Annotated in this window: 18 protein-coding genes; 2 read left to right on the top strand and 16 right to left on the bottom strand. The window is 45.5% G+C overall.

Annotated features, from left to right (window positions below; genetic code table 11):
• Positions 1-13: 13 nt before the first annotated feature.
• Together addA and addB are read right to left on the bottom strand one after the other, a co-directional pair.
• Positions 14-3,568: a helicase-exonuclease AddAB subunit AddA gene (addA, locus tag Q7C19_RS00410; RefSeq protein ID WP_375091405.1), complete on the bottom strand. Its 3,555-nt coding sequence runs from the start codon at positions 3,566-3,568 to the stop codon at positions 14-16.
• On the bottom strand, positions 3,565-6,996 hold the full coding sequence (addB, locus tag Q7C19_RS00405; RefSeq protein WP_313490952.1) for a helicase-exonuclease AddAB subunit AddB: 3,432 nt from the start codon (positions 6,994-6,996) through the stop codon (positions 3,565-3,567). The genes addA and addB overlap by 4 nt, the downstream gene beginning before the upstream one ends.
• Positions 6,997-7,134: 138 nt before the next feature.
• On the opposite strand from addB, the gene Q7C19_RS00400 reads away from it, so the two are divergent.
• Together Q7C19_RS00400 and Q7C19_RS00395 are read left to right on the top strand one after the other, a co-directional pair.
• Positions 7,135-7,512, top strand: a complete 378-nt coding sequence (locus Q7C19_RS00400; RefSeq protein WP_231496881.1) for a truncated hemoglobin — start codon at positions 7,135-7,137, stop codon at positions 7,510-7,512.
• Between the two features lie 60 nt (positions 7,513-7,572).
• Positions 7,573-7,914: a hypothetical protein gene (locus tag Q7C19_RS00395; RefSeq protein ID WP_029340963.1), complete on the top strand. Its 342-nt coding sequence runs from the start codon at positions 7,573-7,575 to the stop codon at positions 7,912-7,914.
• Positions 7,915-7,958: 44 nt separating this feature from the next.
• Here the strand turns inward: Q7C19_RS00395 and Q7C19_RS00390 are convergent, their stop codons facing one another.
• The 14 genes from Q7C19_RS00390 to Q7C19_RS00325 all read right to left on the bottom strand — a co-directional run bounded on the left by Q7C19_RS00390 (position 7,959) and on the right by Q7C19_RS00325 (position 21,339).
• Entirely contained in the window at positions 7,959-8,366 is a 408-nt protein-coding gene (locus tag Q7C19_RS00390) for a hypothetical protein (protein WP_023467385.1), read from the bottom strand.
• A 98-nt stretch (positions 8,367-8,464) separates the two neighbouring features.
• Positions 8,465-8,938, bottom strand: a complete 474-nt coding sequence (locus tag Q7C19_RS00385; RefSeq protein ID WP_035409368.1) for a competence protein ComK — start codon at positions 8,936-8,938, stop codon at positions 8,465-8,467.
• A gap of 110 nt (positions 8,939-9,048) precedes the next feature.
• On the bottom strand, positions 9,049-10,431 hold the full coding sequence (locus tag Q7C19_RS00380; RefSeq protein ID WP_035409370.1) for a sensor histidine kinase: 1,383 nt from the start codon (positions 10,429-10,431) through the stop codon (positions 9,049-9,051).
• Entirely contained in the window at positions 10,428-11,090 is a 663-nt protein-coding gene (locus Q7C19_RS00375) for a response regulator transcription factor (RefSeq protein ID WP_023467381.1), read from the bottom strand. Before Q7C19_RS00375 ends, Q7C19_RS00380 begins: the two co-directional genes overlap by 4 nt.
• A gap of 134 nt (positions 11,091-11,224) precedes the next feature.
• A complete protein-coding gene (locus tag Q7C19_RS00370) occupies positions 11,225-11,380 on the bottom strand; it encodes a hypothetical protein (protein WP_290748659.1) in 156 nt (51 codons plus the stop codon).
• A 96-nt stretch (positions 11,381-11,476) separates the two neighbouring features.
• Entirely contained in the window at positions 11,477-11,911 is a 435-nt protein-coding gene (gene mgsA / locus Q7C19_RS00365) for a methylglyoxal synthase (RefSeq protein WP_029340960.1), read from the bottom strand.
• A gap of 66 nt (positions 11,912-11,977) precedes the next feature.
• Complete coding sequence (locus Q7C19_RS00360) at positions 11,978-13,525, bottom strand: fatty acid--CoA ligase family protein (RefSeq protein WP_375091404.1); 1,548 nt, start codon at positions 13,523-13,525, stop codon at positions 11,978-11,980.
• Positions 13,526-13,649: 124 nt separating this feature from the next.
• On the bottom strand, positions 13,650-14,537 hold the full coding sequence (locus tag Q7C19_RS00355; RefSeq protein WP_035409372.1) for a glucose 1-dehydrogenase: 888 nt from the start codon (positions 14,535-14,537) through the stop codon (positions 13,650-13,652).
• Between the two features lie 50 nt (positions 14,538-14,587).
• The gene (lplA, locus tag Q7C19_RS00350; RefSeq protein WP_214856732.1) at positions 14,588-15,577 is read right to left on the bottom strand and encodes a lipoate--protein ligase; all 990 of its coding nucleotides are present in this window, start codon (positions 15,575-15,577) and stop codon (positions 14,588-14,590) included.
• 39 nt (positions 15,578-15,616) lie between these two features.
• Positions 15,617-16,297: a DsbA family oxidoreductase gene (locus tag Q7C19_RS00345; RefSeq protein WP_375091403.1), complete on the bottom strand. Its 681-nt coding sequence runs from the start codon at positions 16,295-16,297 to the stop codon at positions 15,617-15,619.
• 146 nt (positions 16,298-16,443) lie between these two features.
• Positions 16,444-18,099, bottom strand: coding sequence for a glycerol-3-phosphate dehydrogenase/oxidase (locus Q7C19_RS00340; RefSeq protein WP_375091402.1), 1,656 nt, complete (start codon positions 18,097-18,099; stop codon positions 16,444-16,446).
• A gap of 134 nt (positions 18,100-18,233) precedes the next feature.
• Positions 18,234-19,724: a glycerol kinase GlpK gene (gene glpK / locus Q7C19_RS00335; protein ID WP_313491543.1), complete on the bottom strand. Its 1,491-nt coding sequence runs from the start codon at positions 19,722-19,724 to the stop codon at positions 18,234-18,236.
• Between the two features lie 30 nt (positions 19,725-19,754).
• On the bottom strand, positions 19,755-20,579 hold the full coding sequence (locus tag Q7C19_RS00330; RefSeq protein WP_035409382.1) for an MIP/aquaporin family protein: 825 nt from the start codon (positions 20,577-20,579) through the stop codon (positions 19,755-19,757).
• 196 nt (positions 20,580-20,775) lie between these two features.
• Positions 20,776-21,339 carry a glycerol-3-phosphate responsive antiterminator gene (locus Q7C19_RS00325; RefSeq protein WP_023467370.1) on the bottom strand — a complete coding sequence of 188 codons (564 nt, stop codon included), beginning with the start codon at positions 21,337-21,339 and terminating at the stop codon, positions 20,776-20,778.
• Positions 21,340-21,457 lie beyond the last annotated feature (118 nt).

The raw sequence follows: 21,457 nt of genomic DNA, 5'->3' as shown, positions 1-21,457 counted from the left end.
CTCAGTCGTAAAATTAAACTAAATCAATCGTTTCTCCTAAAGCAAAAGCATAAATGACTTTCCGCGAGATTCGAATATGAAGAATAGCTTCTAATGCTTCTTGGTATAGATTCAATTGAGTCGCATACCGTTCACGTAACACATCAGCAGGTGTCTGTCCGACTTCCGTCGTAACGATTTGATCCGATTTATAGTCGAGTAAGATATATGACTCCCCATCCTGAATCAAGCAGTCGACGATTCCCTGCATGACTGCGTCATCCACTGGACCCGTCCAGTCTTTCCGAAAACGTGATGCTCCGATTTTATACGTAAACGGTAACTCTCGATAGACGTGGTTTGTCCGTAGTCGTTCGCTGAACAATTGTCCGATCTCGGAGTCTAGGAACTCTTGCAACTGTGGTGTTGCTTCCCGCATCGTCGTCGCTTCGATAGGTGTGATTCGTTCCATCGTTTCCCATTGATCGATCTGTTCTGAAATCGCTGTATCCGGTTTGTATAATTGCATCGCTAGGTGTAGGACCGTTCCTCGTTCCGCTCCACTAAGTACAGGTCCAAGGAATTGTGGCGTTCGGTAATACGTCGTCTGGCGATACGTCGTTTCAAATGCTGCGCGTTCCAACTGTTCCGCGCGCTTCAGTTCCGTAACGGTCTGTTTCGCTGCCGTCTCTGTCGCGAGTAGATGCGGATACTGATACGAAAATGCCGATTCAACGATTTCTTTGACGTGCGTATTATTGACGGGCACATCAATTTTTTCAAGCTTTTGGACGTGTTCGAGTTGCTCCACGAGTGTTGAGATTTCTTGATACGGTGCTAACTCCTCTAAAGACATCATGCGAATCGACCAGTTCGTCTCATCCGGACGTAGTAAACTACTGCGTAAGACTGCCGGAACGACCCATTCCGCATAACTCTTCGCTTGGCGCCGGTCATTTTCAGGTAGTAAGACTTCGTCGAGTGGCGTCATCTGCCAGGCCACCATTTGATCTTCTAAATCCTTGACTGTCCCGACGAGAATCAATTTTTCCTTCGCTCGAGTCATCGCAACATACAAGACGCGCATCTCTTCTGCCTTCATCTCGCGATCCATTTCCCGACGGATGACTTCCTTCAATAGCGTTCCAGATCGCAAACGACGAATCGGATCAATGGCGTCTAGAGCAATGCCATACGTCTTATGCAACTGAATGGCCTGCATTTGATCCTGTTTGTTGAATTGCTTCGTCAATTGGCTGACAATCGTCACGGGGAACTCGAGTCCTTTTGATTGGTGGATCGTCATGATTCGAACGACGTCCTCGTCTTCTCCAAGCGAACGGGCTTCTGCGAAGTCTTCTCCTCGTTCGATCAACCGATTGATCAGGCGTAGAAAACGATATAGCCCACGATAACCGGACGTCTCATATTGCTTTGCCCGCTCATATAAGGCATTTAAGTTAGCTTGACGACTTCTGCCTCCAGCGAGACAGCCGACATACTCAAAATAGCCAGTCTGATCAAACAATGATCGAATGAAGGCAGGAAGCGCACTCCCACGTGCTTCGGTTCGCCATGCTTGAATCTGACGGATGATCTCGTCTATTCGAATACCAAGTGCTGATTCCTCTGTCGCCATCGCGAGTGCCGCCTCATAAAAGCTTCCTTCTTTTTGTTTTGCTCGAATCCGCCCTAGATCACGATCCGCCACACCGAAAATCGGCGATCGTAACAGACTGGCGAACGGGATATCTTGAAGTGGATTATCGATTGTCTTGAGTAACGCCATCATGATTTGAATTTCCGTCGCTTGGAAATATCCGCCCGTCGTATCTGCATAGACCGGAATCTCATACTGTTCGAGTACTTCAACGAGTGCCTGAACACGCTTGCCGCGCGAACGGGCCAAGACGACGATGTCACGGTATTCGCATGTCCGGAATCGGTTCGATTTCGCATCGTAAATCAGATGTGGATGTTTAGAGTCGACGAGTTCTAGAATTCGTGTTGCAATCGCTCGTGCTTCAACTTCTTCTTTTTCACTATCAAGCGGATCAATCAAGAGTAATTCAGGGTCGACTTGCTCTGATTCTAAATAACTTAAATTACCGAGTCGAAGGTGCGCCGCTTCATCGTAATCAATTTCTCCGACTGTCTCATCCATGACTTGGCGGAAGATTTGATTCGTTCCATCCAACACCTCGAGGCGACTGCGGAAGTTCTTTGTTAAATCGACGCGTGTTCCGACGTCGGTCTGCTGGAATCGTTTGAATTTCTCCAGGAACAATCCTGGTTCTGCATGTCGAAATTTGTAAATGGACTGTTTGACATCACCGACCATGAATAGATTCCCTGTTGCCTCGTCCGTTTTCGAAACCAGTTGAATGATGCGTTCCTGGACTTCATTCGTATCTTGGTATTCGTCGACCAGTACCTCAACGAAGCGTTCCTTTAGAAGTTTTGCCACATCCGACGGTTGTCCCTCTTCCGTCAAGATCTCTAATGCAAAATGTTCAAGATCCGAAAAATCAACAATTCCACGTTGTTGTTTCGCTTCGAGATAATCATTTGCGAATTGACGCACGAGTGTAACAATCGTTTCTACATGTCGGAGCTGTGATCGTAAATCCTCCAAGTAATCGACACCTGTTTTTTGGACAAACAGTTCTTTCATTTTCTTGAATTCTGCAACGAGTCGTGTCCGCTCTGTCTGGAACGGTTTGATGCCTTCATCTCCGCGCGGACTTTTCCAACGACCGAACTCTACTGCTTGAAACGCAAGAGCAACCATCGACCATTGCCGTACTGACGTTTCAAGTACTCCAAAAGGAGCGATATCCTGTCGCATCATCTGTCCCATTTCCGTATATCCGGACTGTTCCAATTCAAAAGCAAGTTCTCGATAACGTCCTAGTAGATTCGACAACGTCTCCCATTCCAGTTCGACCAATCGTTGCATGAGCGGAGACTCATCCGGATCGATTGGTTGATCGTACTGATTGATTAAATGCGCATAAAACGCTTCCGGATCAGGTAAGGATCGAGAAAAACGGTAGAGATTTGAAATCAGCGAAAGCATCGCTTGATCGTCCCGATCTGATGTATAACTATCGATCAAATCATAGAATCCCGGATCCTCAGAGGCATAGAACGACTCAAAGACCGCTTCTAAGACATCATCTTGCAGTAATAACAGTTCAGATTCGTCAGCAATCCGAAACGCCGGATCCAAACCGATCCGGTAATAATTCTCACGTAGAATCGATAGACAGAATGAATGGATCGTCGTAATTTGTGCCCGGTTCATTAATTGACGTTGTTTTTTTAGATACAGATCATCCGGTGCCTCTTTGATACGCTGATCCATGACCTCAATGACTCGCGTTTTCATCTCACGCGCTGCTGCATTCGTAAAGGTAGCAACAAGAATCCGATCCGCCGACAACTCATCTTCGGGATCGATCAATCGTTGCGTCAGCCGTTCGACAAGGACAGCTGTTTTCCCTGATCCAGCAGCTGCTGAGACTAAGATATGTCCTCCCCTTGCTGAAATGGCTTGTTGTTGTTCTTCCGTCCAACGCACGCTCATTCTTCATCCTCCTTCAATCGTTCCAGTACCTCTTTTTCAGACATCGGTTTTAATGGACGATATTGATTTCCGAGTGATTCATCGAATTGACAGACTGAACGATATTCGCAGAAACTACACGGTGTCCGTTCCTGATAATCGAATGGATTGATTGCAATATCCCCATCATAGATATCTTGACTGCTGTCTTTTAATGCCTCCCACGCATGATCCATCAGTGCCGATAAATCTGCCTCTTGTACAACACCCTTCGTCTGTGATTTATGCAGTCCATTTTTCGTGAAGGTCACTTTGACGAGTGGGGATTTTTTTCGTTCATCGTATGCAATATGATCCATCGCTCGCAGTACCTCATCATTCTCGAGAATGACGCCTTGCATCTGATAGGACTCGAGTAATAGTCGATTACGTTCTGCTTCATCAGCAGATAAATCGCCTCGTAGCATCGGATTTTTAACATGGAAATACAGCGCACCAGCAGGTTTTGCCTGCTGTTGATACAGCAACTCTGACTGTTCCACGACTGTTTTCAAATATAGCAACATCTGTATGGCGAGTCCGTAATAGATTTCCGCAAAATCTAGTCCTCGTGCACTCGACTTATAATCTATGATACGGACGTATAACTGGTCACCGATCATCGCCTGATCAATACGGTCAATGCGTCCTGTGAATTCAATTTCCGTTCCGTCTGGTAGCGTAAAGCGTAATGGTGGAAACGTCGCATTCCCAAAACTGATTTCAAATAGATCTGGTTCAAAATCCGTTCGCTTCGCCTGCTCGACGAGCATCTTAGCGGTCTGTTCGACGACATCCGTCAACTTTTTCTTGATATAACCAAATCGACTTGAGCTCATCAAAATTGCATTCTGGATTTCTGGTGTCACCTTTTCAACAGCTTCCTTCGCAAGTGTTCCACATGTCTCACTATCGAGCTCGCGCCAGTGCCGTCCGGAAGCTTTGATACTGAGCGACAGATCATTTAATGCGCCGTGGAACAGATTTCCGATGTCCGGCGCTTCGAATTTATAGAGCTTTCGCTCGCGTAAACGAAGTCCATACCGAGCAAAATGTTTATACGAGCAAGCATTATACGTTTCAAAACGCGAAACGCTCGCTTGCAGAGACTCGCCATATAAGCGATGCGCCAACCCTTCCGGTAACGCTTCCGCTTGATTTTGATAGAACAAGGCACTTGAGAATAGACCCATTCGTTCGCGTCCTTGTCCGTTTTCAAGAAGTGAATTATATACTTGAAACCAAATTGGCTGAATCGGATAACGTCGTTGCAAACGGCGGAGTTCAATCGCCGTCGCTGCTGCCGCGCGATCGGGACTCGTCACGAAATCGAGTTGTTCTTGCGGTGCATGTTCGCCAGCCTCCGCAAACTGTGTTTTGATCGGACGATCAAGCAACAGTTGCCGCTTCAATTGTTTCGTAATTGCTGCCGGCTGCAACGCCTTTCCTTCTTCATCGACAAGCGCATAACTGACATACAATGCTTCACTTGGAGCCATCATCCCTTGATACAGATAAAATAGTTCATCATCAAACACATCGAGGGACGCTTTTCCGACCGGAATACCATGTTCATGTAAAAAGTCATGATCATTTTCGGACAGTAACTTCGATTGATCTTGGACGAACGGAATCAGACCATCATTCGCTCCCAATAAAAAGACGACTTTCACTCGTTGCAATCGTCCACGCACATAATCCGTCGCAATGACTTGATCAAGCGATGGGGGGACAAGTGCAAAACGCAGACTCTCAAGTCCTGTCTCGACCATTTGGACGAACAAGTCCGTTGATAAAGTATGCTCAGGCGCAGCAGCTTCTAGCTGTTCGAATAGGTGAAGAATCGCTTCATACACTTGATCATGTTCCCGAGCAGCAAGTAACTGATCTTGCTCTAATGCTTGCTTGCGCCATTCCATTAAATGTTCTGCAATTTTTTGTTCTTCGAGGAATTGATAAAGACCTTTCGTATACGCGCTCATCGTCTTTGCCTGCTTTAACCGACGGTGTAACGGTTCAATCAAGTCGACGACGAACGTACGGAGATGATTCAATTCCTCTTCTTGCGCGATTTCCTCTTCCGTTAAGCGAACTTCCTCTGCTAAGCGTCGCTTTAATTGCCACGGTTGTTGCCACATCGACCCTTTGATGCCGCGTTCGAGCACGAACGTCTCGAAACGATCGAGCGCTAGACGCGCATCTTCTGCTGGAATCGGTAAGAGCTCCGTCTTCAGTAAACGAAAGACCGTTTCTTCCCGATAACCCGATGTCACGATGTCTAAAGCAGATTGAATCAAGTCAACGAGCGGATGATGGATCATCGACTCACGTTGATCCAAGAAATACGGAACATCATACATGTGGAAGGCTCGTTCCAAGTGATCCGCATACGGTTCAAGATGTCGTACGACGAATGCCATTTCATGAAATCGATACCCTTTTTGTCGAACAAGTTGAATCGCTTTCCGCACGGCTGATTCTGCTTCGACTTGCCGGTTGACTGCAGCTGTCATCTGAAAGCCGTCAACGTCATGATCGACAGATGGATAACCTGGCTTTAACAAGGCCTGCTCTAAATGCCGTAGCCCTTCTGATTGAAATTTGATTGGCTGTTCATACAAGATTTCTTCGTACGGAATCGATTGCTCCTGCATTTGCCCGATCAACTGCATGTAGCAACGCTGGGACACACCAAAAGACGTTTGTTTTGCATAAGGATCCGCCGCGTCCATTGTAAAACTAATATGCATTTCAGCCACTTGTTGCATCAAGGCAAGCAGTACTTGTTGTTCCTGAAGCGAAAACTCATAAAATCCGTCGACGATGATCGTCGCTTGATCCAGTCGCGCTTTCGGAAGCAACTCAAGTAACGTCGTATAATAATCATCCGCATGGAGTGCCTTATCGACGATTCGTTCCGCAAAGCGCTCATAAATCAACGCAAGATCGTTCAATTTTGGTGACCGTTCGAGAGACCGATCACTCACTTGACGCAACATATCTGGCTCGATCAATGAGCGTTTAAACGACGCGATGAGTTCATCAAGTCCTTGGAAAAATCCTGGCATATTTTTCGTACGCTTAAAAATCTTTAACTCGTCTTCTGATTCCTCGACGACCTGTCGGAGTAATAATTGTGTTCCTGTCTCATCGAGAAATGGAATTGCTTGATTTCCGTAATCGCGTAAAATATGAAACGCAAAGCGCCGTAAACTCATGACTTCGAGACGAACAAGACCTGCTATCCGTTCATCTGTCGCAATCCGACGCTCCATTTCAAATGACATCTGATCCGGAACGATGAAATACATCTTCTCGCCTAGTGGTCGTTGCTCGAGTTCTTGTACGACGCGCTCAATCAATTGTGTCGTTTTCCCACTACCAGCACGACCAATGTGCATATGGTTCATCAAGAAAACCTCCTCTACGTTTTTATGTATCATTATTATCGCACAAATAAGAACAAATGTACTGTTTTCGACGCATGTCTTTTCGATATGGATTTGCTATAATCAGAACACATCCTAATGTAAGGCAGGTGATGATTTTTGTCGCTCTATGAAATGCTTGGAGGCGAGCAAGTACTCACCTCTTTGATTCATTCGTTCTATCATCAAGTCTACCATGATTCCTTATTGCGTCCGTTATTCCCTGATGATCGACACCGTGTCGAACAGGCACAATTCGCCTTCTTGACCCAAATGACAGGAGGTCCACGCGATCCGAATCAACCGCCGACGAGTTTAGCGATGATTCACCGGCTATTGCCGATTCAAAAAGAGCATGCCATCCGTTGGTTGGAACTGATGGAAATAGCTTCTCTTGATACGATTCCAAATGAAGAAGCGCGACTCCAACTCCTCGAGCGATTACGGATTGGCGCAACGAATGTCTTACGTGTTTGCGAAGCACACCAGATGGACTGAGGGATTTTTCTTTCTCATCTGTCCATTTCCATGTAAAATAATAAATGGAGGCGATATAACATGACGGAAGAACAAGAACAACGACCGGAACTCGTAAAGAATGCGATTGAGCAAGCAGAAGCATCGACGAACGAGGACGATACACTCGAAGAAGAACAAACCGAAGAACAAAAAAAATTGGACCATATCAAAGGTCTCGTCACCCTTGAACGCGGTTCTGATTACTACCGTGTCGTTTTTTATGACGATCATAAACACTTGATTTTCAAGGAACTCGATTACGACCGTGTCGACTTTGTAGGTCGGTTCTACAATGATAGCTTTGATCCGACGAACTTGACGGAACTAGAAGAAATCGCAGACAAAGCACTTTCGACTTCTTTACGGAAACGATTCCTTTAAGACATAAAAGAAGCCGTCCTCCCAACTGGAGAACGGCTTCTTTTTTATTGATCGGATTGTTTTTTCTTCCGGCGAAGGACATAGGCAAGAACGCCACCTGCGACAGCGATTCCTGTTGCCGCCAAGATTGGAAGTAAGACTTTTTTATTAGATGCTAGTTTTTGTTTGACTTGTTCAAGTCGCGATTCATTCGTCTCTTTTAAGGCGATCGATGTTCGACGATTCATCGTGACATGCTTCGCAGCATCCGTCACAACGATTCGTTTCGTGACCCAACGGCGATTTCCGGCATCATCGACGACTAGTTGTCGCGCGCGTTTGATTCCTTTGATTCGTTTACCCGGTGTATTTTCCGGACGCACGATGCGGGAACTGATAAAGCGTCTGCCTCCAGTCGCACCAAATCCAGGCTGCAATTTTCGGCGATTTAACCATTCATATGATTCATTCATCGTGTCGCGGTAAAAGTTACCGCTTCACCTCCCTATGATTTCTCTCTCTACTTCTTTCTCCTTACATAAGTAAGATTCCTGTTATGTGTTTCCACTTTTCATCGATTCTTAAACTCCGGCAATTGGAAGCGCCGTTGCATTTCATACGCCAGTTCCAACGTTTTGATTCGTTGCCGTTCGATGCTGTATGCGGATGCGTCCGTATCAATACATTGACCTGTCTGAAACTCTACCTGTACTTTTCCAGACTTTTTTTGAACAGTCTTCATTTGCTTGAAATTGATCCAAATGCATTCCGCCTTTTCTTTTGCGGTCGTCGGAAAAAATATCGTTTGTGCCTGCCAATCTACTAAAACAGGTGTCTTTCGGTTCGGACCAAGAATATGTCGCGCTGCTTCGATCCGTCCACGCATCGATGAACCAAAATATAAACAGGATTCTTCAATCAACTTAATCGGATGACCCTCTAAAATACTTTCCGAATGCTCCTTGATGACAAGTGTCTGTGGTTCACCATATTGACCATATCGTGGAATCAAAGCTAACGTTTCTTCCGTAACTGGGTATGACATCTCCTTCACTCCCTTCCCGAATTATATTGGTTATATCAAACTTCCTTCTACTCTGCATGAGTATACCGATTATTTCCTAATGAAAAAAACGAGATCCTAGGATCCCGTTTTTAAAATTCTTCTGGCTTTTTTTCCTCTTGTTCAATAAAGTGACGTGGGAAATTAAAAATCACACAAACTTTCCCGACTCCATTTCCCGCAGGGCGATTCTCAATTGCTACCGTACCATCATGACGCTCAACGATCCTTTTGACAATGTAAAGACCAAGCCCAAACTTCCCTTCTTTGCCCCGTGAAAATTGATGAAACAAGGGCGAAGAGTCATCAAGTGGCGGTCCATCATTTTCAATTTCGATATGAACCTGATCCGCTGTCCCAGACAGTCGGATGTCAATTTGTGTTTCAGCATAACGAATCGCGTTGTCCATGACGTTTTCGAGTGCAACTCGTAATTGTTCCCCTTCACCAAGGACGATCCCCGCTTCTCCACTAACATGCCATTCGAGTGACTTCGTTCCAGAAAAACGATTTTTCAGCAGGTGTATCATCCGATCGATATCGACATTATCCCACGTAGAACGATCGAGCTCGAAATAGTCGAGCTTCGTGACGTAAAGAAGAGCCGCCACTTTTTTCTCTAATCGTTCCGCTTCCTCATCAATGACCGATACGGAGCCGGTTAAATCACCATCTGGATAGATCCCATCTGAAATGGACTGAGCATAACTTCGAATGACCATGATTGGCGTCTTCAAATCATGTGAAATATTTTGAAGCAACGATTTTTGTGCCTTATCCTGCTTTTCAAGATCCATCCGCATCGCATCGACGGACCGTGCCAGTCGACCGATTTCATCCCCACGATCGAGCGGAAGTGGTGTATCCCACTTTTGAGCCGCGATTTTCCCGACTGCTCTTTCGATTTCGACGAGCGGATGTGTTAGACGACGCGCCAACCAGAAGGCAATGAATAACGTAAAGATACTACCGATGATGACGACGAAGCCGATTTTTGAAAACAGTTGTGTAATCAGTTCTTGTCGATAAGCATCCCAGACGTAAGAGACACGATAGTAGGTTTCGCCGCTCTCTTCCATTTTACGAATACTATAATAAACGTCTTCTTTATCAAGACGCGTCGTATACTTTGCCGTAACTGTTTTTTGATCAATTGCATCACGGTACATCTGATTGATCAGTTGTTGCGGTGCCCCACCGTAATAAAGTTTTCCGTTCTTAGATAGCAATAGGATATTAACTGATCGAGATTCTTGTTTTCGACGATCGAATTCAATCGGATTATCTTGTAGCATCTCGATGACAGAGGCATCCTTCGAGAAGAAGACCTCACTATTCTCAAGCGTCGAATAGACCTGTTCATCGATGAAATTTCCGATCGATGAGCGGATGACAAGGAGAATGACTGCAGATAATGTGACGATGACGAGCAGAAACATCGCCCAAATCTGAAATCCGAGACTGCGATTTTTCATGCAGACACCAAGCGATAGCCAATACCATAGATCGTTTCGAGTTCCAGTTTCGATAATTTTTTACGGACACGACGGACAAGATCATCGACGACGCGGTCCGAACCGAAATAATCGTCACCCCAGACACTGACGAGAATCTGCTCGCGAGACATCGGCGTCCCGATTTGTGTCGCAAATAAAATCAGTAGATCATACTCTTTTGAGGTTAGATCAATTTCTTGACCGTTCTCCTCGATGATTCGTTTCTCAGGATAAATCATATAATCGCCGTATTGAATGACTCCACTTTTCGGTGTCGCATACGTACGTGCTAAGATTTTTTTGACACGAATGACCAGTTCGCGCGGAAGGAACGGCTTCGCAATATAATCGTCCGATCCCATCTCAAGACCAATGATCTTATCGATATCCTCATCACGCGCCGAAATGAAAATGACGGGTGTCGTTTCATCATGCGCCTTGATTCGCTTAATCAATTGAAAACCATCCATATCCGGTAGCATGATATCTAAAATCCACAAATCTGGCTTCTCTACGATCGCAGAAGCAGCTGCCTCACCAGATGTAAACGATTTAACCTGCCAACCTTCTTGTTCCAAGTACTTTACGAGTACACGATTCAAGTTCACTTCATCATCAACCAAATAGATTGTATGCATGGCTCTCACTCCTCGACTAATGTGCTTTGTTTCAGTGTATCAAAGGAATTCCGCAAAATTATGGGAGAGTGGATAATAATTCAAAAAAACCTTTCTTTTCAAAAGAAAAGAAAGGCGAAGTCATAAATTTTCTATTATTTGACGAGACGGAGCGCTGGATACGCTACTTGCTTGTTCTTTGAAGTCGCAGGTGCCACCTGTTGAAGTCGTTCCATTTTCACGACGTGCGTCAAAAATCCAACGCCGCCTCCTAGCAATACTGTTACACCCGTCATTAATAGAATCTCCATTTTCTTCGCCACCTTTTCCATCGCAATTGATAATCAGTATCATCCTCAAACTGACTATAGCATGCTTAAACGAAAATGAGAAGCGTTCTCACAAAATTAATCATCTAAAAACTTTTTTTGTTCTAGTTCATGACGTTTTCGAATGATTTCCTTCCAATCGAATTGTCCTTGTTCAAGTCCATTGATTAAAATTTCGGCAGTTCCGACATTCGTTGCGAGCGGCAGATCGTACACATCGCATAATCGAATGAGTGCGGAGACGTCCGGTTCATGCGGTTGCGCCGTTAGCGGATCGCGTAAAAAAATCACGATATCGATCTTTCCTTGCGCCACGAGGGCTCCGATTTCTTGATCACCGCCGAGTGGTCCAGATTTACAGCGATGAACATGTAAATCTGTCGCTTCCATGATCCGTTGCCCGGTCGTTCCTGTCGCATACAATGTATTTTTCTTGAAGAATGCAGCATAAGCTCGTGTAAACCCCATCATCTCATCTTTTTTTTCATCATGTGCGATCAATGCGATATTCATTCGTATCCCCTCCTTCTTGTCTATGCACAGAAAAAGAACTTCAGAAACCTGAAGTTCTTGAAACACTCATGAATTCGTCGGTTGCTTCTTCAACACGGTCCGTAAAATCTTTCCGGTCGTATTACGAGGTAATCGATCGATGAACTCAATCTGTGTCGGACATTTGTATTTCGCGAGTGATGTGCCACAGAATGTCCGCGCCTCCTCTTCTGTCATCGTCTCACGGACAACGACGAATGCTTTGACAGCTTCGCCCATCTCCTCGTCCGGTATGCCGATAACAGCGGCTTCAATGATATTTGGATGCTGATAGAGCACTTCTTCGACCTCACGTGGGTAGACGTTATAGCCACCGACGATGATCATATCTTTTTTGCGATCGACGATATAGAAATAACCATCTTCATCACGACGAGCCAAATCACCCGTATATAACCAGCCATCGCGTAACGTCGCTTGCGACTCTTCTGGCATCTTGTAATAACCCGTCATGACGTTTGGTCCACGAACAATCAATTCTCCGACCTGACCATCTGTTAATTCCTGTCCGAGTTCATCGACAACTTTGTTTTCAACATCGACGATCGATGTACCGATCGAGCCTGGTTTCTGAACACCATCGACCGGATTGAAACAAGTGACGGGCGATGCTTCCGATAAACCGTATCCTTCGAGGATATGACACTGGAATGTCTGATCAAACGCTTCAAGGAGTGGTACTGGAAGACTCGCTCCTCCTGAGACGAATAGACGGGTTGACTCAAAATAGGTCGCGTATTCCGGATGTGCCTTCACGGTTTGCAGTAAGAAATTATACATCGTTGGCACGCCTGCAAAAATCGTCACCTGTTCTTTTTTCGCTAACTCAAACGTCTCTTGTGGTGAAAACCGTGAAGCAATGATGATTGAGGCTCCATGTGCGAGCGAAGCATTGACGACGACTGTCAAACAAAAGACATGGAACATTGGTAATACGGCAAGTGTCCGGTCTTTACTTGATACGTGTAGATAATCTCCGATTGAGCGCGCATTTGACGTCAGATTACGGTGCGATAACATCGCACCTTTTGGTTTTCCTGTCGTCCCACTTGTATAGAGAATGACGGCGATGTCATCCAGTTCATTCGTCACGTCTGTCAATGGATGTTCGATTTCGAGCCAGCGATCGAGCGTGATGAACGTAACTTGTTGATGTGTTTCGTTTGGTCCTTCCTGATCCGCATAGGGAACAGAGACGACAATCTTGAGGTTCGGTAAATGAACGAGACGATCTTTTGCAGCTTCGACAAGCGGAGCAATGCCTAAAATCCCTTTCACATCACCGTTCATCAGGATATACCCGATTTCATCCGGCGTGTATGTAGGATTGATTGGAATTGCAATAGCTCCTTGTTTCATGATGGCATAGTACGCGACTAGGAAGGATGGACTGTTCCCTAAGATAAGCGCAACATGATCGCCCTTTCGAATTCCATTTGCTTCAAGCGCGCCGGCTGCCCGGTGAAACTTCTCGACGAACTCACGATAGCTGACTTGCGTGTCCTCAAACACATACGCCGTTGTGTCCGGATGTGTTCGAGCTGTCTCCTCAACGGATTGAATCAATCCAAGCATGAGCAAAATTCCCCTTTCGAATGAATGACTATTCATTTTTTACGTAAAAAAAATCCATACGTAGTCAAAAGCGACCGTATGGATAGTGTAACACTTTTTGGAAACGTTTTCACCGAGTTTCTTTTTAACCGTTAACGATGACACCACCATTTAAGTGAAGGACCTGTCCTGTCATATAACTTGAATCGTTACAGGCGAGGAAGACATAAGCAGATGCCATCTCGGCCGGTTGCCCTGGGCGATCCATAGGTGTATTCTTACCGAACGTCTTGACTGATTCATCCGGGAACGTCTCCGTGATGAGTGGTGTCCAAATCGGACCGGGCGCGACGGCGTTGACACGAATTCCCTCTTTTGCCAGATTCATTGAAAGACTCCGCGTGAAGCTAACGATTGCTCCTTTAGTAGCGGAGTAGTCGATCAATAATGCGTTCCCCTCGTATGCTGTCGAAGATGTTGTATTGATGATGGCAGAACCAAGTGAAAGGTGCGGTAGTGCGGCACGGGCAAGACGCATCATTCCGAAGATATTTGTCTTGAACGTCTTCTCCATCGACTCATCCGTGATATCCTTCAGACTATCTTCTGGTTTTTGCATACTTGCATTGTTGACGACGATATCTAAGCGACCGAAATGGTCGATCGTTTTTTGAACAAGTGTTTCACAGTAGTCTGCGTCCCCAATATCTCCTTTAGAAAGTAGGACTTCGCCTCCTAATTCTTCAAGACGCGCCTTCGTTTCTTCTGCTCCCTCTTGATCGCCATAGAAAGCAATGACGACCTTTGCCCCTTCACGGACATAAGCAATCGAGACAGCACGACCAATTCCAGAATTGCCGCCTGTGACGATTGCGACCTTTCCTTCAAGCTTACCTGCTGCCTTATAATCATCACGCTCATAATAAGGTAACGGTTGTTCATCCTCCGTCTTCGGTAATTGTTTTGAAATCTGTTCAAAATCGATAAAGTCCGTCAACGAACCTTCTAAAAAGTTATCTTTATTATAGCCCATGAAAAAAACTCCCCCTATGCTGTTGATAGAAGGAGTTTTCCCATAAAGACTTACGCTAAAACGTCTAGCACCTCATCAAGTTCGACGGCGCCGAAATATTTTTTCAATTCGTACCGACCGAGCACTTCGCGAAGAGACGCGCGATCATAACGTGTACCTTCAAGCGCCCGTGCGATTTCTTCCGCGTCCTCGACGCCAAAGAAGTCACCGTAAATCTTCGCTTCTTCAATGATGCCTTTTTTGACATTCAATCGGAAGTCAATCGTTCCGATCGGGAAACGTTTTTTTTGAATGACATCGAATTTCGGTGATTTTCCGAAATTCCATTCCCAGTTGCCATAACGTTCTGCCGAGATGGCACGTACTTTATCCCAGTCTTCTTCAGTTAAGATATACCGTTCAATCTCTTTCCCTTCATAGATCGAGGCAAGGAGATGATCGACGAATTGTTCCATCGTCAACGGTTCTGTCAGGAATTCCGAGATGTTTGCGACACGACTCCGAACCGATTTAATGCCTTTGGAACGCATCTTCTCTTCACTGACGACAAGCGCATTGACGACTTCTTCGATGTTCGAATCGAGCATCAGCGTACCATGACTAAACATCCGTCCTTTTGTCGTGAACTGGGCATTCCCGCTGATTTTCCGGCTTCCGACATGAATATCGTTTCGTCCAGATAATTCCGCTTCGACACCGAGTTTATGCAGCGCTTGCACGACCGGCTCCGTGAACTTTTTATAGTTGTTGAACGAATCACCGTCATCTTTCGTCAAGAAACTGAAGTTCAAGTTTCCTTCATCATGATAAACAGCGCCACCGCCGGAAAGACGACGGACGACGTGGATGCCGTTTTCCTCGACATACTTCAAATTAACTTCTTCATTCGTGTTCTGGTTTTTTCCGACGATGATGGATGGACCGTTGATATAAAACAAGAAATAGTCTTCTTCATTGACGTTCAGGTTGTTCAAGATGAACTCTTCGACAGCGAGATTGATTCGCGCATCGCGAATCTCAGGATGGAAGATGAATTTCATAAGGGTTTCGTACTCCTTTGTGATGGAATCATAATGTGATCAGTTACAGCCGTCGACACCACACGTATCACCTTCAGCGATGATTTCAAGTGTTTGTTCTTGGCGGATCTTCGCGAAGACTTGTTCGAATGCTTCTACTGGTTGTGCGCCGGAAATAGCATATTTTCGGTCGAAGACGAAGAACGGTACACCACGAACACCAAGTTGTTGTGCCATCGCCTCTTCTTCTCGAACATCTGTCGCCAGTTCTTTTGATGCGAGAAACGCTGTGACATCTGCTTCAGCAAGTCCTGCTTCTACTGCGATCCGCGTCAGAATGGTTGGGTCATTCAAATCTTCTCCATTCATGAAATAAGCTGTGAACAAAGCTTCCGATACTGCATTCATCTTACCATGTTTTTTTGCAAATTGAGTCAGGCGATGAGCCTCGAATGTATTGGCTGGGATGACACGATCCATCTCGTAGTGCAAGCCTTCCTGACGTGCCGTATCAACGACACCTTGCGACATATTCCGTGCTTGTTCGAGAGTCGTCCCATATTTCGAAGCAAGAATTTCGTATAACCCTTGCGTCGGCACTGCTGGTGCATCTGGGTCAAGTTCAAAGCTTTTGAATTCGACCTCAACATCCAACTTTTCGTTCGCAATTGCTTGTTCTAAACGACGCTTCCCAATATAACAAAACGGACATGCATAATCCGACCATACTTCTACTTTCATCTGTGTTCTCTCCTTTTGTGCAGTTTCATACATTAAGCATAGTCGCCTCTAGACAGAGTTGCAATCTTTCCGCCCAGGTCGATTCGAATATGTGCGAAAAAAGAACCAAGATCGTTTTGATCTTGGTTCTTTAGTGCGTTCATCGCTTATTCTGTTACAAGCGCGTGTGCTGCATCTTCGATCTCAATATCGAGTTCTTTCGTGTAAGCAGCTGTTTGTTCTGCTGTCCAGTTCAAGACAGTTTTCATTTCTTCGATGACCGCGTCTTTGTGAGCACGAGCCCAAGCGATGTCGAAGAAGACAGCACCTGTACGCCGGATGAAGAAGTCGATCGGACGAGCGACCATTTCATGTTCGATACCATAGTGAAGTTGTGCGTAGACAGAACGTGGAAGATCTGTCGTAGCAGAATCATATGCTGCTGCATATTCAAGCACTTTCGGTAGGTTCGAACCGTAGCGTTTTGCTAAGAATTGAACTTCCTCTGTTGTTAGACCATTCGTTGCTGTTTGAGCTTTTAGGAATTCAGCAAATCCTTTTGCTCCGCCGACATGTCCACCCGACATTGGCATGTTTTTCGTCGAGCAACGTGCATACGCAACATTTTCTTCTTTTTTCAAGAGTTTTGCAACGAGATCAACGACGTGCTCACCCATTTTACGGTATCCAGTCAATTTCCCACCAGCAATCGTGATGAGACCTGACTCAGATTGCCATACTTCATCTTTACGAGAGATTTCAGAAGGGTCTTTTCCTTGTTCATAGATCAACGGACGTACACCAGCCCAGCTTGATTCTATATCTTCCGCTGTTACTTTAACATCTGGGAACATATAGTGGATCGCGTCTAGGACGTAGTCTTGATCTTCGACTGTGAACTTCGGATGTGCTGTATCTTTATCGAAGAACGTATCTGTCGTACCAACGTATGCTTTTCCATCACGTGGAATCGCAAAAATCATACGACCGTCTGGTGTATCGAAGTAGACCGCTTGTTTGAGTGGGAATTTCGATTGATCGATGACAACGTGGACACCTTTTGTCAAACGAAGTTGTTTCCCGACTTTCGAGCCATCTTTTTCACGTAATTCATCAACCCATGGACCTGTCGCGTTGACGACTTTTTTCGCACGGATTTCATGCACGTCACCTGTCAAGAGGTCTGTCACACGCATCCCGACGACTTTTCCAGCATCGTAGATGATTTCTTCTGCTTTTGTATAGTTGACGACACGTGCGCCATGTTCGACTGCTTCTTTCATGACTTCAATCGTTAGACGAGCGTCATCTGTGCGGTACTCGACGTAGTAACCGCCACCTTTAAGACCCTGTTGTTTAACGAGTGGTTCTTTTGCTAATGTTTCTTTTGCAGATAACATCGTACGCCATTCAGAACGTTTAACACCTGCTAAGAAGTCATAGACACGAAGACCGATTGACGTACTGAACGGTCCGAATGTACCGCCCTTATGCATCGGAAGTAACATCCACTCTGGTGTCGTAACGTGTGGGCCGTTTTCGTAAACAATCGCACGTTCTTTACCGACTTCGGCGACCATTTGAACTTCGAATTGTTTTAAATAACGTAGACCACCATGGACTAATTTCGTTGAACGACTAGATGTACCAGATGCGAAATCCTGCATTTCGACGAGGCCAATCTTCATACCGCGTGACGCCGCATCGAGGGCGATTCCCGCACCTGTGATCCCGCCACCTACGACAAGTAGATCGAGTTCTTCACGTGTTAATCGATTATAGACATCTGCACGGTTTTTGCTTGAGAATGGTTGGTTAGCCATGAATAGTTCCTCCTGTTTAGGTTCGAAAAAAAAAGAGACCACAACAAACACGCTGACTATGTCAACTGTTGCTGTGGTCTCTCCATATTCTCCGACCGGTTTATTAACTTGACCTTACTATAACATAGATCACATCATTTGAACAACATCGTAGCTTGAATAGCTTTTTGCCATCCGCCATAAAGCGCATCCGTCTCTTCTTTTGCCATACTCGGCTCGAAACGGCGTTCTTTTTTCCATTGCGTAGCAATTTGTTCACGGTTTTCAAAGAATCCGACAGCAAGACCTGCCAAGTAGGCTGCACCTAATGCCGTCGTCTCATTGATTTCCGGACGTTCGACCGGCGCTTGAATGATGTCACCTTGGAACTGCATTAAGAAGTTATTTTTAACCGCTCCACCGTCAACACGAAGTGTCTTCATCTCGATACCTGAATCTTGCTCCATCGCAGATAAGACGTCACGTGTTTGATAAGCGAGTGATTCTAATGTTGCGCGGATAAAGTGTTCTTTTTCCGTACCACGTGTCAAACCGAAGACTGCACCACGAACGTCTGAATCCCAGTAAGGTGTTCCAAGACCAACGAATGCCGGTACGACGTAGACACCTTCTGATGACGTGACACGCGTTGCGTATCCTTCTGATTCCTTTGCATCATCAATGATGCGTAATCCGTCTCGTAACCATTGGATTGCGGATCCTGCGACAAAGATACTTCCTTCTAAGGCATACTCAACTTTACCATCGACGCCCCACGCAATCGTTGTGAGCAGTCCATGATTTGATTTCACAGCCTCTTCGCCTGTGTTCATCAACATGAAGCAGCCTGTACCGTATGTGTTTTTCGCCATTCCTGTGTCAAAACACGCTTGACCAAACAAGGCGGCTTGTTGATCACCCGCTGCACCAGCGATCGGAACCGCTTCTCCGAAGAAATGATAACCTGCTGTTTCTGCGTACACTTCAGAAGAAGGTCGTACTTCTGGAAGCATCGCTTTCGGGACGTCTAAGATGTCGAGTAATTCGTCATCCCATTTTAATTCATGAATGTTGTACATCAACGTACGACTCGCATTCGAATAGTCGGTCACATGTGCTTTTCCGCCAGATAATTTCCAGATGAGCCACGTATCGATCGTCCCGAATAATAGTTCACCACGTTCAGCACGCGCTCGTGCTCCTTCGACATGATCCAAAATCCATTTGACTTTCGTACCAGAGAAATAAGCATCAATCAATAGACCTGTCTTCTCACGGAAGAGCTCGGCATGACCGGCTGCTCGAAGCGCTTCACAAATTTCAGCCGTTTGTCTCGATTGCCACACGACTGCATTGTGAATCGGTTTCCCTGTTTCTTTTTCCCAGACGACGGCTGTTTCACGTTGGTTCGTGATCCCGATGCCGGCAATCTGCGACGGTTTTATGTTTGCTTCCGTCAGACAAGTCGCCACGACCGCAAGGACACTTCCCCAAATCTCGTTTGCGTTGTGTTCGACCCAACCTGGTTTTGGAAAATACTGCGTGAATTCCTGTTGCGCTGAATGTACGATCTCACCAGCACGATTAAACAGGATCGCACGTGTACTTGTCGTTCCCTGATCCAATGACAAAATGTAGTTCTCCATCTCTTCCCCATCCTTTTGTATCTAAATAAGTTAAGCTGACTTTGACTTCACTGACGTTGTTTTGTTCGGACGAACACCGAATCTATAGCATAAGCCTAATATGATGATTGTCACAAGTCCTACAATCCAAAAAGCCGGTGTATCTTTTCCTGTGAAGACCGAACGATAAAACAATCCGCCAAGACTTCCACCAAGAACTGGTCCAAGAACCGGAATCCAAGAGTATCCCCAATTTGATGATCCTTTTCCATGAATCGGTAGGATGAAATGGGCAATACGAGGACCAAGGTCCCGCGCCGGGTTCATCGCATATCCTGTCGTACCTCCGAATGACATACCGAGGCTGACGATCAAGAAGCCGACAATTAGAGGATTCAGACCATCCGAGAACTTATTCGCTCCGATTGATAACAACCCGATAACAAGTAAGAACGTCGCAATCATTTCACTCATTAGATTAGCAAATGTGTATGGAATCGCTGGAGACGTTGCAAAGACGCCAAGCTTCGTTGCTGGATCCTTCGTTTCCGCCCAATGTGGTAAGTAGTGCACGAAAACAAGACTTGCACCTAATATCCCGCCGGCGATTTGAGCGACGATATAGCCTGGTACATCCGCCCATGCAAATGAGCCGTCAAATGCTAAACCAAGCGTCACTGCTGGATTAAGGTGTGCCCCACTGAATTGACCAACGGCATACGCGGCAATCGCTACGGCAAATCCCCATGCAAACGTGATGACGATCCATCCTGCGTCCTTCGCGAACGATTTCGTTAAGCTAACGCCTGCGCCAACACCATTTCCAAGCGCGACTAGCAAGGCTGTACCTAAAAATTCTGCTAATAAAGGTGACATAAGTGTTCCTCCTTTTTTATTATGTGAAAAAAGCAACATAAAAAGGAGATCCACGTCAGCTCATACTTGAATTTTCTTCAAGTAGAACTCACACGTGAATCTCCCTTTTCTCCGTCACTTTGTATCAACTTGATATCACTATAACAATCGGTGAAAACGCTGTCAAACGTTCCAAATGATTTTTCTCACAATCCGATTAAGAGCGTGGTTCAAAATGCCGCCATAAATCCTTATTCGATGTCGTAATGCTTGAGGCACCTGCTTCAATCGCTTGTTCGACTTCTTCTACTGTATCAATCAGTCCCCCTGCGAATACGAGACGTCCTGTCTTTTCCTTCACTTCTTGAATATACTTCGGCATCAACCCTGGTAATACTTCGATGTAATCAGGTTGTGTGCGTTCCATAAGTTGATAACTTTTTTCAAGTGAACTGGAATCGAGTAAGAACATACGCTGCATCGTCTTGACCTTTTTTTGACGTGCCTTCAAGATGACACTCGCCTTCGTCGAAATGACGCCATACGGTTTCAGTTCTTGGCAAACATATTCCGTCGCGTACTCATCATTTTTTAACCCCTGGACGAGATCCATATGCAAAAACATTTTTTTATCGTATCGATGTGCCATCTCATAGACTGCTTTTAAACGCGAGACGTGCATTTCGAGTAAGACCCCATACTCATATGGACTCTTCAGCATCTTTTCAAAGTCTTCTAATTTTCTAACGGAAGGCAGGATCTTCTGTCCAAAATATGTCATGCGTTCTCCCCCTGATTCGTAATGTGTCCTAAGTATGTCGTGAAACTGAGGTATTAGGCAATGCTCTTTTCATGAAAATAAGTGAAAAGAGCGCTACGATTAGGGTATAGCTTAACGA

The sequence above is a fragment of the Exiguobacterium sp. PHA03 genome (assembly GCF_041945985.1).
Lineage (GTDB): Bacteria > Bacillota > Bacilli > Exiguobacteriales > Exiguobacteriaceae > Exiguobacterium_A.
Note: the sequence above shows the minus strand (reverse complement) of the source record. Positions and strands in the feature narration are given on the sequence as shown.

Bases quoted from the DNA above. Each gene is read 5' to 3' on its own strand.
- addA (WP_375091405.1), bottom strand. From the start codon at position 3,568: ATGAGCGTGCGTTGGACGGAAGAACAACAACAAGCCATTTCAGCAAGG.
- addB (WP_313490952.1), bottom strand. From the start codon at position 6,996: ATGAACCATATGCACATTGGTCGTGCTGGTAGTGGGAAAACGACACAA.
- Q7C19_RS00395 (WP_029340963.1), top strand. From the start codon at position 7,573: ATGACGGAAGAACAAGAACAACGACCGGAACTCGTAAAGAATGCGATT.
- Q7C19_RS00390 (WP_023467385.1), bottom strand. From the start codon at position 8,366: ATGAATGAATCATATGAATGGTTAAATCGCCGAAAATTGCAGCCTGGA.
- Q7C19_RS00385 (WP_035409368.1), bottom strand. From the start codon at position 8,938: ATGTCATACCCAGTTACGGAAGAAACGTTAGCTTTGATTCCACGATAT.
- Q7C19_RS00380 (WP_035409370.1), bottom strand. From the start codon at position 10,431: ATGAAAAATCGCAGTCTCGGATTTCAGATTTGGGCGATGTTTCTGCTC.
- Q7C19_RS00375 (WP_023467381.1), bottom strand. From the start codon at position 11,090: ATGCATACAATCTATTTGGTTGATGATGAAGTGAACTTGAATCGTGTA.
- Q7C19_RS00370 (WP_290748659.1), bottom strand. From the start codon at position 11,380: ATGGAGATTCTATTAATGACGGGTGTAACAGTATTGCTAGGAGGCGGC.
- mgsA (WP_029340960.1), bottom strand. From the start codon at position 11,911: ATGAATATCGCATTGATCGCACATGATGAAAAAAAAGATGAGATGATG.
- Q7C19_RS00360 (WP_375091404.1), bottom strand. From the start codon at position 13,525: ATGCTTGGATTGATTCAATCCGTTGAGGAGACAGCTCGAACACATCCG.
- Q7C19_RS00355 (WP_035409372.1), bottom strand. From the start codon at position 14,537: ATGGGCTATAATAAAGATAACTTTTTAGAAGGTTCGTTGACGGACTTT.
- lplA (WP_214856732.1), bottom strand. From the start codon at position 15,577: ATGAAATTCATCTTCCATCCTGAGATTCGCGATGCGCGAATCAATCTC.
- Q7C19_RS00345 (WP_375091403.1), bottom strand. From the start codon at position 16,297: ATGAAAGTAGAAGTATGGTCGGATTATGCATGTCCGTTTTGTTATATT.
- Q7C19_RS00340 (WP_375091402.1), bottom strand. From the start codon at position 18,099: ATGGCTAACCAACCATTCTCAAGCAAAAACCGTGCAGATGTCTATAAT.
- glpK (WP_313491543.1), bottom strand. From the start codon at position 19,724: ATGGAGAACTACATTTTGTCATTGGATCAGGGAACGACAAGTACACGT.
- Q7C19_RS00330 (WP_035409382.1), bottom strand. From the start codon at position 20,579: ATGTCACCTTTATTAGCAGAATTTTTAGGTACAGCCTTGCTAGTCGCG.
- Q7C19_RS00325 (WP_023467370.1), bottom strand. From the start codon at position 21,339: ATGACATATTTTGGACAGAAGATCCTGCCTTCCGTTAGAAAATTAGAA.